14 protein-coding genes are annotated in these 12,894 nt (G+C 74.8%); 5 read left to right on the top strand and 9 right to left on the bottom strand.

The features are described from left to right. On the top strand, positions 1-2,976 hold a 2,976-nt coding region (locus ACYVJ4_RS08305), incomplete at its 5' end, for an ATP-binding protein (protein ID WP_460459649.1). Here the strand turns inward: ACYVJ4_RS08305 and ACYVJ4_RS08300 are convergent. After that, the gene (locus ACYVJ4_RS08300; RefSeq protein ID WP_460459648.1) at positions 2,958-3,794 is read right to left on the bottom strand and encodes an ABC transporter permease; all 837 of its coding nucleotides are present in this window, start codon (positions 3,792-3,794) and stop codon (positions 2,958-2,960) included. The genes ACYVJ4_RS08305 and ACYVJ4_RS08300 overlap by 19 nt on opposite strands. After that, positions 3,791-4,759, bottom strand: a complete 969-nt coding sequence (locus ACYVJ4_RS08295; protein WP_460459647.1) for an ATP-binding cassette domain-containing protein — start codon at positions 4,757-4,759, stop codon at positions 3,791-3,793. The genes ACYVJ4_RS08300 and ACYVJ4_RS08295 overlap by 4 nt, the downstream gene beginning before the upstream one ends. A 216-nt stretch (positions 4,760-4,975) precedes the next feature. Between ACYVJ4_RS08295 and ACYVJ4_RS08290 the strand changes: the two genes are divergently transcribed. Together ACYVJ4_RS08290 and ACYVJ4_RS08285 are read left to right on the top strand one after the other, a co-directional pair. After that, positions 4,976-5,119: a hypothetical protein gene (locus tag ACYVJ4_RS08290; protein ID WP_460459646.1), complete on the top strand. Its 144-nt coding sequence runs from the start codon at positions 4,976-4,978 to the stop codon at positions 5,117-5,119. 55 nt (positions 5,120-5,174) lie between these two features. Next, positions 5,175-6,104 (top strand): helix-turn-helix domain-containing protein, encoded by a 930-nt coding sequence (locus ACYVJ4_RS08285; RefSeq protein ID WP_460459645.1) that lies wholly within the window; start codon positions 5,175-5,177, stop codon positions 6,102-6,104. A gap of 168 nt (positions 6,105-6,272) precedes the next feature. On the opposite strand, the gene ACYVJ4_RS08280 is transcribed toward ACYVJ4_RS08285, so the two are convergent. From ACYVJ4_RS08280 to yczR, 5 genes are all read right to left on the bottom strand, one after another. Beyond that, positions 6,273-6,713 (bottom strand): VOC family protein, encoded by a 441-nt coding sequence (locus ACYVJ4_RS08280; RefSeq protein ID WP_460459644.1) that lies wholly within the window; start codon positions 6,711-6,713, stop codon positions 6,273-6,275. 9 nt (positions 6,714-6,722) lie between these two features. Then, positions 6,723-6,974 (bottom strand): hypothetical protein, encoded by a 252-nt coding sequence (locus ACYVJ4_RS08275; RefSeq protein ID WP_460459643.1) that lies wholly within the window; start codon positions 6,972-6,974, stop codon positions 6,723-6,725. 58 nt (positions 6,975-7,032) lie between these two features. Beyond that, positions 7,033-7,398 (bottom strand): YciI family protein, encoded by a 366-nt coding sequence (locus tag ACYVJ4_RS08270; protein WP_460459642.1) that lies wholly within the window; start codon positions 7,396-7,398, stop codon positions 7,033-7,035. Positions 7,399-7,503: 105 nt separating this feature from the next. Then, on the bottom strand, positions 7,504-8,145 hold the full coding sequence (msrA, locus tag ACYVJ4_RS08265) for a peptide-methionine (S)-S-oxide reductase MsrA (RefSeq protein WP_460459650.1): 642 nt from the start codon (positions 8,143-8,145) through the stop codon (positions 7,504-7,506). Between the two features lie 108 nt (positions 8,146-8,253). Beyond that, positions 8,254-9,714 (bottom strand): MocR-like transcription factor YczR, encoded by a 1,461-nt coding sequence (gene yczR / locus ACYVJ4_RS08260; protein ID WP_460459641.1) that lies wholly within the window; start codon positions 9,712-9,714, stop codon positions 8,254-8,256. A 61-nt stretch (positions 9,715-9,775) separates the two neighbouring features. On the opposite strand from yczR, the gene yczE reads away from it, so the two are divergent. Continuing rightward, positions 9,776-10,396 (top strand): membrane protein YczE, encoded by a 621-nt coding sequence (gene yczE, locus ACYVJ4_RS08255; protein ID WP_460459640.1) that lies wholly within the window; start codon positions 9,776-9,778, stop codon positions 10,394-10,396. Then, the gene (locus tag ACYVJ4_RS08250) at positions 10,393-11,568 is read left to right on the top strand and encodes a cystathionine gamma-synthase (protein ID WP_460459639.1); all 1,176 of its coding nucleotides are present in this window, start codon (positions 10,393-10,395) and stop codon (positions 11,566-11,568) included. The genes yczE and ACYVJ4_RS08250 overlap by 4 nt, the downstream gene beginning before the upstream one ends. Here the strand turns inward: ACYVJ4_RS08250 and ACYVJ4_RS08245 are convergent. Both ACYVJ4_RS08245 and ACYVJ4_RS08240 read right to left on the bottom strand, forming a co-directional pair. Further along, entirely contained in the window at positions 11,565-12,251 is a 687-nt protein-coding gene (locus ACYVJ4_RS08245) for a hypothetical protein (protein ID WP_460459638.1), read from the bottom strand. The two genes, ACYVJ4_RS08250 and ACYVJ4_RS08245, sit on opposite strands and share 4 nt — an antisense overlap. A 10-nt stretch (positions 12,252-12,261) precedes the next feature. Then, positions 12,262-12,894: thioesterase family protein (locus ACYVJ4_RS08240; protein WP_460459637.1), on the bottom strand; the 633-nt coding region annotated here is incomplete at its 5' end.

Raw genomic sequence — 12,894 nt, 5'->3', positions numbered from 1 at the left:
GACGCCGCGATCGCGCTGGCCACCGCGCTCGCGCTGTCGCGGGGCGACCCGCTGGGCGACGACGACGACCCGGCGCTGGACCCGGTGCGCGCGCGGCTGCACGACCTGCACCTGCAGCTGCTCGCCGCCCGCCTCGGGGTCGAGGTGCGGGCCGGCCGGGCGGGCGACGTCCTGGGCGAGCTCGAGCAGCTGCGCGCCGCCCACCCCCTGCGCGAGGACCTCGCGGCTTTGCAGATGACCGCACTGGTGCAGGTCGGGCGGCCGGCCGAGGCGCTCGCGGCCTACGAGACCACGCGGGCCTTCCTCGCCGACACCCTCGGCAGCGACCCGTCGCCCGCGCTGCAGGCCACCCACCTGGAGGTGCTGCGCAACGCCGGGCCGACGTCGGGCGGGCGCACCACCCTTCCCGCCGCGCTCACCAGCTTCGTCGGGCGAGACCTCGACGCCGCGCGCGTCGACGACCTGCTGCGCGACGGTGCCGGCGGGGCCCGGCTGGTCACCGTCGTCGGGCCCGGCGGGTCGGGCAAGACGCGTCTGGCGCAGGAGGTCGCAGCCGGCTGGCTGCCGCGGGCGCGCGACGGCGTGTGGTTCGCCGAGCTCGCCCCGGTGGCCGACGCCGACGACATCGCCCTGGCCGTGCTCGACGGCATCGGCGTGCGCGACGTCGCCCTGCTCGAGCAGCGCGCGGGCGAGCGGCCGCAGCAGCGCGAGGCCCGCACCCGAGTGCTGCAGACGTTGCAGGACAGCCAGTGCCTCGTGGTCGTCGACAACTGCGAGCACGTCGTGGCCGCCGCGGCCGACCTCGTGGCCGAGGTGCTGGCGCAGTGCCCCGGGGTGCGGGTCATCGCCACCAGCCGCGAGCCGCTCGGCGTCGACGGCGAGCAGCTCTACCCGTTGACGCCGCTCGCGGTGCCCGACGCCTCGTCGTCCCCCGACCCGGCGGCGCTCGCGGACGTGCCGTCGGTGAGGCTGCTGCTCGACCGCGCGCGCTCGGCGGGCGCGCCGTTGGAGCTCGACGCGACGACCGCGGACGACGTGGTGCGGGTCGTGCGCCGGCTCGACGGGCTGCCGCTGGCCATCGAGCTCGCCGCGGCCCGGCTGCGGTCGCTGACGGTGCACGAGGTCGCCGACCGGCTGGCCGACCGCTTCCGGTTGCTCACGGGTGGCAAGCGCACCGCCGTGCCGCGCCACCGCACGCTGCGCGCCGTCGTCGAGTGGAGCTGGGACCTGCTCGACCCGGTCGAGCGCGAGGTCGCCGAGCACTTCTGCGTCTTCGGCTCGGGCGCCACAGCCGTTGCGGTGCAAGCAGTCTGCCCGACCTGGCGTTCTACGACCGGGCAGCTGGACGGTGGCGCGGACGTCGACAGCCAGGTGGTCGACGTCCTGCACGCGCTGGTCGACAAGTCGATCCTGGTGGCGTCCGCCGACCGCACCGGATCACGCTTCCGCATGTTGGAGACGTTGCGGGAGTACGGGGCTGAGCGTCTGGCGGCGGAGGGGACGCTCGACGCGGCCCGCGACGCCCACGCCCGCTACCACGCCGCCCTGGCGTCGGCGGCCGACCGCCGGCTCCGCGGTCCCGAGCAGCTCGCGGCGCTGCACGTGCTCGACGTCGAGCGCGACAACGTTCTGGCGGCGCTGGGGTACCTGGGCGACGCGGGCGACGCCGTGGCCGCGGTCGATCTCGCGGTGCGGCTGGCCTGGTACTGGCTGCTGCGCGAGAACGGGCGCGACGCCGCGCGCTGGCTGCGGTTCGCCACGGCGGTGCCGGGTGCAGAGCGCTCGCCGCTGCACGCCGTGGCCGAGGCGATGGACCTCGTCACCTCGCTCGCCGTGGCGCCCGAGGGCTTGCAGCCCGACCGCGAGCTGCTCGCGTCCGACGACTACCAGCGCCGTCTGGTCGAGGTGGCGCAACGGCTCCCCGGCGAGGAGCTGCACCAGATCGTCCCCGTGCTGCAGCTGGTGCTGATGTTCTTCGCCGGCCGCCGCGACGACGCCACGGCCCTGATGGAGCGGGGCCTGGCGTCGTCCGACCCGTGGGTGCGCGCGGCCGCCCGGAGCGTGCGGCTCGCCTTCGCCGAGAACGTCGGCGACGTCGAGCTCGTGCGCGCGGACCTGCCCGTGGCGCTGGCCGAGTGGGAGCAGCTGGGTGACCACTGGGGTCTGGCCTCGACGCTGGGCGGGCGCGGCCAGCTGCGCACCATGGACGGCGACCTGGCGGGTGCCGCCGACGACCTCGAGGCGGCCCGGGGGCACCTGCGGCTGCTGGGCGGCGCGGGCGACGACTTCATGGTGACCGTGCGGCTGGCCGACCTGCGGCTGCGCGCCGGCGACGTCGACGGCGCCCAGCGCTACCTCGACGAGCTCGAGCAGCGCCGCCCCCGCAGCGGCCGGGTCGCCGACATGTCGGCCGTGATGGTGGGGCTGGCCGCCGCGGGCGTGGCCGAGGCGCGCGGCGACGCCGCCGAGGTGGCGCGGCGCTACGACGAGGTGCTCGGGCGGGTCGAGGCCTTCGGCGAGCCGGGACCGTTCGAGGCGCACGGCGCTGCCTGGGCCTACGCGTTCCTCGGCCTGGTCGACCTCGACCGCGGCGACCTCGACCGCGCGCGCACCCACGTCGTGGAGGCCTACCGCGTCGCGCTGATGACCGAGGATCTGCCGATCATCGCGACGGCGGGCACGTCGTCCGCCGCCCTGGCGCTGGTCCTGGGCCGGGTGCAGGAGGCGGCCGTGGTCCTCGGTGCCAGCGCCGCGCTGCGCGGTTCGCCCGACCTGACCCAGCCGCGCGTGGCCCGGCTCGTCCGCGAGTTGCGAGAGGGGTTGGGCGACAAGGGTTTCGAGGCCGCCTTCGCCCAAGGGCAGTCGCTCGCACCCGACGCTGCCACGGCGCGCGTCGACCCCGCCCCCTTCGCCGGTGGCGAGGGTGGGGGCGGGGTCGAGCGCGAGCGGCCGGTGGCTCAGGCCCGGCGGCGGTAGGCGCGCAGGGCCAGGGGGAAGAACACCCCGAGCAGCACGGCCATCCAGCCGAGCGTCCAGAGCAGGTCGTGCTGCACCGGGCCGCCCAGCATCAGCCCGCGCACCGCGCCGACCAGGTGGCTGATCGGGTTGACGTCGACGAACGACTGCAGCCAGCCGGGCATCGTGTCGGTCGGGACGAAGGTGTTGCTGCCGAAGCTCAACGGCAGCACCAGCAGGAACATCAGGCCCTGCACCGCACCCGGCGTGCGCACCAGCATGCCGACGTAGACCGAGATCCAGCCGAAGCAGAGCGCGAAGCCCATCGACAGCAGCAGGGCGCCGAGCGTCGGCAACCACCCGCCGGTCACGTCGAAGCCCATCAGCAGACCCGTGGTCATCATGACCGTGAACAGGATCAGGTACCGGACGACGTCCGCCGCCACCGCGCCCACCAGCGGCGCCGAGCGCGCGATCGGCAACGAGCGGAAGCGGTCGAACACGCCCTTCTCGATGTCGGCGTTGAGGTTCTGGCCCAGCGCGACGCTCGCCATCGCGATGGTCTGCCCGAACAGGCCGGGCAGCAGGAACTGCAGGTAGGCGTGCTGCGAGCCGCCGGCGATGGCGCCGCCGAAGATGTAGGTGAACATCGCCAGGAAGATGATCGGCTGCAACGTCACGTCGACGAGCGCCTCGGGCGTGCGCGCGGTCTTGATCAGGCTGCGCTTCGCGAGCACCAGCGTGTGGCGCAGGCCGTTGCGCGCCCCACCACCCGCCTGCGGCTCGGACGTCGGGCCGACCGGGGCGGGCACAGTGCGGTCGGGAGCGGTGGTGGTCATGCTGCCTCCTCGGGAGCAGTGGTGTCGTCGTCGCTCGCCGTGCGCCCGGTCAGCGTGAGGAAGACCTCGTCGAGGCTTGGCAGGTGCAGCGAGAACTCGTGGACGGTGATGCCGGCGGCGCTGATCCGGCCGACCAGCTCGGGCAGCAGCGAGTCGTCGTCGACCCGTGCGGTCAGCTCGTGCCGGCTGGTCTCCTCGGGCGCCTGGCGGGTCAGGTCGGCCAGGATCTGGCGGACCTCGCCCACGCGGGCCGGGTCGGTCGGGCGGACCCGCAGGCGCTGCCCGCCGATGACGTGCTTGAGGCCGTCGGGGGTGTCGTGCGCGATGACCCGGCCCCGGTCGATGACCGTGATCTCGTCGGCCAGCGCGTCGGCCTCCTCGAGGTACTGCGTGGTGAGCAGCACGGTCGACCCGTCGGCGACGACCCGGCGGACGACGTGCCACATCTCCTCGCGCTTGGCCGGGTCGAGCCCGGTGGTCGGCTCGTCGAGGAAGATCACCGACGGGCGGCCGACCAGGCTGGCGGCTAGGTCGAGGCGCCGCCGCATGCCCCCGCTGTAGGTCTTGGCGGTGCGGTCGGCGGCCGCGCCGAGGTCGAACCACTCGAGCAGCTCCGTGGCGCGGGCTCGGGCGTCGCGGCTGGTCAGGTTCAGCAGCTGGCCGATCATCACGAGGTTCTGGGTGCCGGTGAGGTCCTCGTCGACCGAGGCGTACTGGCCGGTCAGGCCGATCCGGGCGCGCACCGCGGCGGCGTCGCGGACGACGTCCAGGCCGTGCACGTGCGCGGTGCCGGAATCGGCCCGGAGCAGGGTGGCGAGCACGCGCACCGCGGTGGTCTTGCCCGCGCCGTTCGGGCCGAGGACGCCGAGCACGGTGCCCTCGCGGGCGGCCAGGTCGACGCCGGCCAGCGCCTGGGTGGCGCCGAAGCGCTTGGTGAGGCCGCTGGCCTCGATCGCGTACGTCATGTCAGGTCTCCCGGGGTCGTCGTTGCGGACGACGATGCAGGGTCGCGCTGGCACCGTCCGCACGCGGCGCTGTCACGCCCTGGCACGGACTGCTGACGCCGGCCCGGTCTACGGAGCGTGAGGGGGTTGAACGCACCGTCACGGAGCGTGGGCGGAGAGGGCGAACGGCTGGCTGATCCGCGGACGGCGCGGACGACGTCCGGGCACTCTCGTGACGTGGCCCTTCCTCAGCTCCCGGTCCGTCGGCCCCTCGCCGAGCGCGCCGACGTGATCATCGACCTCACCGCCGTCAGCCCGGCGCCGCCCGTCGGGCTGGCCCAGCTGGACGGCGTCATCAGCTGGCTCGCGCTCGACGACTGAGCGTTCCGCAAGCGCGATCAAGCCGCACGACCTCCCGCCCGGGCACCCTGGTGCCATGACGACGGACGTGATGACCCGGATCCTCGACCTGGTGACCCAGGCGATGGCCGAGCCGTCCACGACGGGCGAGGAGCTGGCCGGGCGGGCGTACCTGTCGCGGTTCCACTTCGACCGCCTGGTGAGCGCCGCCATGGGCGAGCCGCCCGGGGCCCTGCGCCGCCGGCTGCTGCTCGAGCGCTCGGCGTACCGGCTGCTCAGCACCGGCCACCCGGTGCTCGACGTCGCCGTCGAGGCGGGCTACGGCTCGCACGAGGCGTACACCCGGGCGTTCACCCGCGAGTACGGGTTCGCGCCCACCGCGCTGCGCCGCCGTCAGGTCCGCACCTTCCACGAGCTCGAGCTGCCGTGCCCGAGCGGGGTGCACTTCCAACCTCCCGGCGGCCTGCGGCTGCCGGCCCCGCGCAAGGAGAGCGCCATGGACGTCCTGCAGCAGCTCGTCGACCACCACGTCGAGAGCCTGACCGCGATCATCGACCGGGCCGAGCGGCTCGACGACGACCAGCTCGACCAGCCGATCGCGGTGTCGGTCGAGACCATCGACGGCGAGCAGAGCCTGCGCTCGCTGATCAACGCCATGGTGACGCAGGAGGAGCACTGGCTCTCGGCCCTGCGCGGCGGCGACTGGCCCGACGAGAGCGACCAGAGCGTGGCCGGGCTGCGCTCGCGGCACGCCGTGGCGGGACGCGACTACCAGGAGATGGTGCGCGAGACCCTCGAGCGCGAGCGCCTGGCCGACACCTTCGTCGACACCACCTGCGGTCCGGCCGACGCCACCACGCACACGCTCGGCGGCACCATCGGGCACGTCATCACGTTCGCGGCCGTGCGGCGCACGCTGGCCGTCGGCGCGCTCGAGACCTACGGGATCCGGGACGAGGCGCACCTCGACGACCCGCGGCCCGGCATGGACGCCGCCGCCCGCTGAGGTCGCTGCAGCGCGACCGACATGCGCAACGGCGGCTGCCGACCGGCACGGCCGCGGGCGGCCGCCGTTGCGCATGTTGCCCTCGCTCGTCCGCGCAGGCACCGAGGGGGGTGCCTGCCGCTCACGCGCACGACCCCCCGTGTGTGCCTGCTCTACGGCAGGTCGGCGTCAGCCGGCCGTGAGGTCGGGCACGGTGATGGTGCCGTCGGCGGCGAGCTCGAAGCCGGGGTTGTGGGCGACCTCCCAGCAGTGGCCGTCCGGGTCGCGGAAGTAGCCCGCGTACCCGCCGTAGAAGGTTTCGGCGGCGGGCTTGGTGACCGTCGCGCCTGCCGCCTCGGCCGCGGCCATGACCTCGTCGACCTCCTGCGGCGAGCGCACGTTCTGCGCGATCGCCACACCCCCGAACCCGTCGCCCGAGGCGTCGGCGGCCTCGAGCCCGGCGTCCTCGGCGAGCGCCGGGCGTCCCCACAGGACGACGGCCAGCCCGCCCGCCTGGAAGAAGACCGTGCGCTCGACCTCCTGCCCCTGCCAGCCGAGCGCCTCGTAGAAGGCCTTGGCGCGGTCGAGGTCGGCCACGCCGAGGGTCACCATGCTGATCCGCTGCTCCATCCCGGCACGCTAGCCGCTGGCGTCCCGGCGGTCGCGGCGGCGGCGGTCGCGCAGCTGGAGGACGCCGCGCACGAACACATACCCGAAGACCAGGACGCCGATCCCGCCGACCCCGCGCACCGGCCAGTGCCGCCGGGGCGTCACGTCGTCACCGCCGGTCAGCAGGGCGACCAGGCTCAGCACGACGCCCAGCAGCACCACCGCGAGCGCGACTTCCGGCACGCGGCGGAACCACCGCCGGAGCCGGTCCTCGGTGCTCACGCCCCCGATGGTGACGGTGGGGCGCCGTGCCCGCGAGCGGGGCCGACGCCCCGGGAGCTCAGGGCCGGTCGGAGAGCGGCATCGACTTGAACTCGCGGACCTCCTGCGGCCAGCCGCAGCCCTCGGCGATCTTGCCGGCCCACACGCGGGCCTGGGCCTCGTCGGGCACGTCGATGATGGTCAGCCCGCCGAGGTACTCCTTGGTCTCGACGTACGGGCCGTCGGTGACGACGACCTCGCCGCTGGTGGCGTCCGCGCTGAACGCCTTCTGCACGTCCTCGTCGAGCCCGCCGGCGAAGCGCAGCACGCCGGCGTCCCGCATCTCGCGCACCACCGCCATCGAGGGCTCCACGCGCGTCGCGTACCACTCCTCGGGGTGGTCGCCGACCCACTGCTGGTTGAAGAAGATGATGTACTCGGCCATCGATGCTCCCTGCCTCGTGCGCGGGCCCCGTGCCCGCCTCAACCTAGACGACGCACGGGGCCCGGCCGATCCGACAGGGTCGGCGAAAAACCTTCTGGACCGACCTCAGGCGGCCGGACCGGCACCCGGCATCGGGCAGACCGCGCCCGTTCCGCCGATGCCGCAGTACCCGTTGGGCACCTTGTAGAGGTACTGCTGGTGGTAGTCCTCGGCGTAGAAGAACTCGCCTGCCTCGGACGCCGGCTTGAGCTCGGTGGTGATGTCGCCGTAGCCCTTGGCCCGCAACGACTCCTGGTACGCCCCGCGCGAGGTCTCGACCAGCTCGCGCTGCTCGTCCGTCGTCCAGTAGATCGCCGACCGGTACTGCGTGCCGCGGTCGTTGCCCTGCCGGAAGCCCTGGGTCGGGTCGTGCGCCTCCCAGAACGTCTTGAGCAGCTCGGCCGTCGACACCTTGGCGGGGTCGTAGGCGACCAGCACGGCCTCGGTGTGCCCGGTGCGGCCGGTGCAGGTCTCGTCGTAGGTCGGGTTCGGCGTCAGGCCGCCCTGGTAGCCGACGGCGGTCGTCACGACGCCGGGGGTCTGCCAGAAGATGCGCTCGGCGCCCCAGAAGCAGCCCATGGCGACGTAGAGCACCTGGGTGCCCTCGGGCCAGGGGCCCTTGAGCGGCGTCCCGAGGACGGCGTGCGTCTCGGGCACGGGGTAGGGGGTGCTGGCGCGGCCGGGCAGGGCCTCGTCAGCGGTGATCATGCGGGACTTCAGCGATGAGCCGAACAGCACGGTGGACCTCCTCGTGGGGGTTGCACGGTGTACAACCACGCTCGCCCGCACGGCGTTCCCCCGCGCGTGCGAGGTGGCTCACACGACGTAGGCGTCGTCGTCCGGGGTGGCGAGGCGACGGGTGGCCGGACGGCGGGTGACGGCCTCCCACGCCCGCGCGACCAGGGGCAGGGCGACGGCGAGGGAGTCCGGCGGCAGCGCGTACGGCAGCCGGACCCACTGCTCCAGCGAGCCGTCGGCCGAGAACCGCGAGCCGGCCGTGAGCCGCACCCCGAGGTCGGCCGCCGCCGCTGCGAGCGCCGTGGCCGACGGCGAGGGCAGCCGGCACCAGAGCACCTGCCCGCCGCTCGGCACCCGCACCTGCCACGACGGCAGCAGCTCGGCCAGCAGCGAGAGCAGCAGGTCGCGGCGCTGGCGCAGCTCGCCGACCCGGTGGGCGCGGACGGCGTCGAGCTCGCCCATGAGGTGCAGCAGGGCGAGCTGCTCGAGCACGGGGCTGGCGAGGTCCTGGCGCGAGCGCAGCGCGGCGAGCCGGGCGACGGTCGCGGCGTCCGAGCGCAGCCAGCCCACCCGCAGCCCGCCCCAGACCACCTTGCTCGACGAGCCGACGGTCACGACCGGCGTCCGGCCGGCGTGCACCGCGAAGGGCCGCGGCGCCGGCCCGAGGTCGTCCAGCGCCAGCTCGACCAGCGTCTCGTCGACCACGGCGAGCGTGCCGCTGCGGTCGAGCGCACGGGCGACGGCGGCCCGCGTCGCGTCGTCCATGAGCGAGCCGGTGGGGTTCTGGAAGTCGGGGATCAGGTAGGCGGCGCGCGGCGCGGTCTGCCGGGCGGCGGCGACGAGCTGGTCGACGTCCCACGTGCCGCTGGCGGGGTCGACGGCCACCGGCACGGCCCGCGCGCCCAGGTCGGTGACGACGTCCAGGCCGTTGGGGTAGCCGGGCTGCTCGACGAGCACGCGGTCGCCGGTGCCGGCTGCCAGCGTGAGCCCGAGCCGCACGGCCTGCAGCGCGCCGGAGGTGACCAGCACCTGCTCGTCGGTGGTGGGCAGCCCTCGCTCGGTGAAGCGGTCGGCCAGGGCCTGGCGCAGCGGCGCCAGCCCGCGGTAGTCGTAGCCGGTGCCGGGCAGGTGCCGCGGCAGGGCGTCCAGCGCAGCGGCGTAGGCGGGGTAGAGGTGCGGGGGAGCGGGCGGCGCCGCGTGCGCGAGGTCGAGCACGCCCTCGGGCGCCGGTTCAGGTGCCCACGTCGGCACCTCGGCGCCGGTGGTGGGCAGCGACGTCCAGGTGCCCGAGCCCTGCCGGCTGGCGGCGTGGCCGTTCTCGCGCAGCACGTCGTAGGCGGCGCTCACCGTCGTGCGGCTGACCCCGAGCGCGGCGGCGAGCTCGCGCTCGGGCGGCAGGCGGACGCCGACCGGCAGCCGACCGTCGAGCACCAGCAGCCGCACGCGCGCGGCCAGTGCCGCGTAGGCGGGTCCGCCGGACGTCGGCCAGGCGCCGAGCAACCGGGTGAGCTCGCGAGGTCCGATCCGGCGGGAGGGCACCAGACCACTGTGCGCGGATTGGCCCTGGATCTCAAGGCCAATCGAGGACGATCCTGAGGTCATGCTCCTGCGACGCCTCGTGCAGCTCTACGTCGGCCTGACGCTCTACGGCGTCTCGATGGCCCTCTTCGTGCGCTCCGACCTGGGCGTCATGCCCTGGGACGTGCTGCACCAGGGGCTGTCCCGACACGTCGGCCTGAGCATCGGCACCTGGACGATCATCGTCGGCGCGGTCGTGCTGCTGGGCTGGATCCCGCTGCGGGAGAGGCCCGGCGTCGGCACGGTCAGCAACGTGCTGGTGATCGGCGTCGTGCTCGACGCGGTGCTGCGCCTGCTGCCGGACGTCGACCACCTGGCCGTGCGCGCCGCGCTGGTCGTGGCGGGGCTGGTCCTGAACGCGATCGCCACGGCGATGTACATCGGCGCCCGCCTCGGTCCTGGCCCGCGCGACGGGCTGATGACCGGGCTGGTGCGCCGCACCGGCGGCTCGGTGCGGCTGGTGCGCACCGGCATCGAGGTGGTCGTGGTGCTCGCGGGCTGGGCGCTCGGCGGCACCCTCGGGGTCGCCACGGCGGCGTACGCGCTGGGCATCGGGCCGCTGGTGCAGGTCTTCCTGCCGCTGCTCACGGTGCCCGAGGGGCCGCCGCTGCCCGCCGACGTCCCGGATACGCTCGCGGCGTGAGCAGCAGCGACCAGACGCCAGGGTTCAGCACCCGCGCCATCCACGCCGGGCAGGACCCCGATCCCCTCACCGGGGCGGTCGTCCCGCCGATCTACCAGGTGTCGACCTACAAGCAGGACGGCGTCGGCGGCCTGCGCGGTGGCTACGAGTACTCGCGCTCGGCCAACCCGACGCGCACGGCGCTCGAGGAGTGCCTGGCCGCGCTCGAGGGCGGCAGCCGGGGGTACGCCTTCGCGTCCGGCCTGGCCGCCGAGGACACCCTGCTGCGCGCGGTCTGCCGGCCGGGCGACCACCTGGTGGTGCCGAACGACGCCTACGGCGGCAGCTACCGGCTGTTCGCGAAGGTGGCCGAGCCGTGGGGCCTGTCGCACACGCCGGTCGACCTCGGCGACCTCGACGCGGTGCGCGACGCGGTGCAGCCCGGCACGACCCGCGTGGTCTGGTGCGAGACGCCGACCAACCCGCTGCTCAACGTCAGCGACATCGCCGGGCTGGCCGAGATCGCCCACGCCGCAGGGGCTCTGCTGGTCGTCGACAACACCTTCGCGACGCCGTACCTGCAGAGCCCGCTGGCGCTCGGTGCGGACGTCGTCGTGCACTCGACCACGAAGTACGCCGGTGGCCACTCGGACGTCGTCGGCGGTGCGCTCGTGACGACTCGTTCTCCCGCAACGGGTTTCGAGGACCTCGACGACCGCGTGGGCTTCCACCAGAACTCGATGGGCGCCGTCAGCGGCCCCTTCGACGCCTGGCTCGTGCTGCGCGGGCTCAAGACCCTCGCGGTGCGCATGGACCGCCACTGCGACAACGCCGAGAAGGTCGTGGCGTTCCTCGCCGAGCACCCGCGGGTGTCGCAGGTGCTGTACCCCGGGCTCGACCAGCACCCGAACCATGCCGTTGCGGCGCAGCAGATGCGGCGCTTCGGCGGCATGGTGAGCTTCCGGCTGCGCGGCGGCGTCGAGGAGGCGCTCGGCGCCTGCAAGCGGGCCGAGGTCTTCACGCTCGGCGAGTCGCTCGGCGGTGTCGAGTCGCTGATCGAGCACCCCGGCCGCATGACCCACGCCAGCGTCGCCGGGTCGGTGCTCGAGGTGCCGGACGACCTGGTGCGCCTGTCGGTCGGCATCGAGGACGCCGACGACCTGCTGGCCGACCTGGAGCAGGCGCTCAGCTAGCCCGCGAGCTCCTCGACGCCCAGCACCTCGGGCAGCATCCGGGCGGGCTCGACCGTCTCGGTGTAGCGGAACCGCGCCAGCTCGACCTGGCGCGCCGTCGTCGTCCCGAGGTCGAGGGCGCGCCGCGCGCCCGCCCACGCCACGAGCCCCTCGGGATCGGCGACGTCGGCCGCGAGGTGCACGAGCGTCGAGTACCAGATGTCGCGGCTGAAGCCGTCCTCGTGGCGGCTGTCGTCGCCGAGCTCCTCGCGCAGCACGCGCGACAGGTCGGCGGCCGCGTCGTCGACCGGCTCGGCGGCGAGCATCACGCTGATCGGGGTGAGCGTGATCCCGAGCAGCCGCAGGGTGACCGGCCGGCAGCGGTCTGCCGTGCGCCGCAGGGCCGCGCGGTAGCGCCCGAGGGCGGGGTCGTCGTCCGGGACGTCGTGCCGGTACGCCTCCAGCGCGCGCACCGTGAAGTGCGAGGTGCCCGCGAGCCCGGTGCCGAAGTGCCCCGGACCGGCGAGCGCCAGGGCCTCGCGCGCCAGCTCGTCGATCCGCGGGGCGCTGTCCTCGTCCGGCGAGAGGTAGACGCTGACCGGCCACCGCCCGCCCTCGACCGGCTGGGTGTCGCGCTGGTGCTGCTGGGTGCGGATCAGCGGTGCGGCCAGGTCGAAGAGCTCGTCGAAGCGGGTGCGGTTCACCGCAGGGAGGCTAGCGGCCGTCCCGTCGGCGCATCGGCAGCACCCGACGGGTCTGGCGGGCTTGCGCGAGCCGCACGCCGCGCTCGTCCCAGACCTCCGCCTCGTCGACCGCCCAGCCCTGCACCGACCACAGGGTGCGCTGCTCGACCAGCACCCACGGGCCGTCCGCCGCGTGCCCGGTGAGGTGCACGGCGAGGTCCACGCTCGGCACCGGGGCGGGCGTCGTGGCGACCCCGTACAGCCCCGGCGGCAGGGCGTCGGCCAGCGTCACGAGGTCCGCGGCGTCCGGACGGCGGTCGTCGACGAAACGGACCCAGGCGCGCAGCCGCGGGGTGGGGCCGCCCGCGAGGGGCCGCGACCCGTCGGCCGTGCGGAACTCCAGGTGCTGGCTGAACGGCACCAGCTCGCGGGGCAGCACGACGACCGGGCAGCCGGCCGGCGGCGGCACGGACGGCGCGGGCTCGGGCGCCCAGGCCAGCCCGGGCTCGCGGGCCGCGCCCAGCAGGGCGGTGCCGACCGCCACCTCGCGACCGTCCTGGACGGCGGCGACCTGCGTGACGGCGGTGCTGCCCGAGGCGCTCACCGGGGTGGCGGCCAGCTCGAGCAGGCGCTCGTCGACCGGTCGCAGGAAGTGCGCGGTGAG

It is taken from the genome of Angustibacter peucedani (genome assembly GCF_054779595.1).
This window is presented reverse-complemented; position numbering and strand designations above follow the sequence as displayed.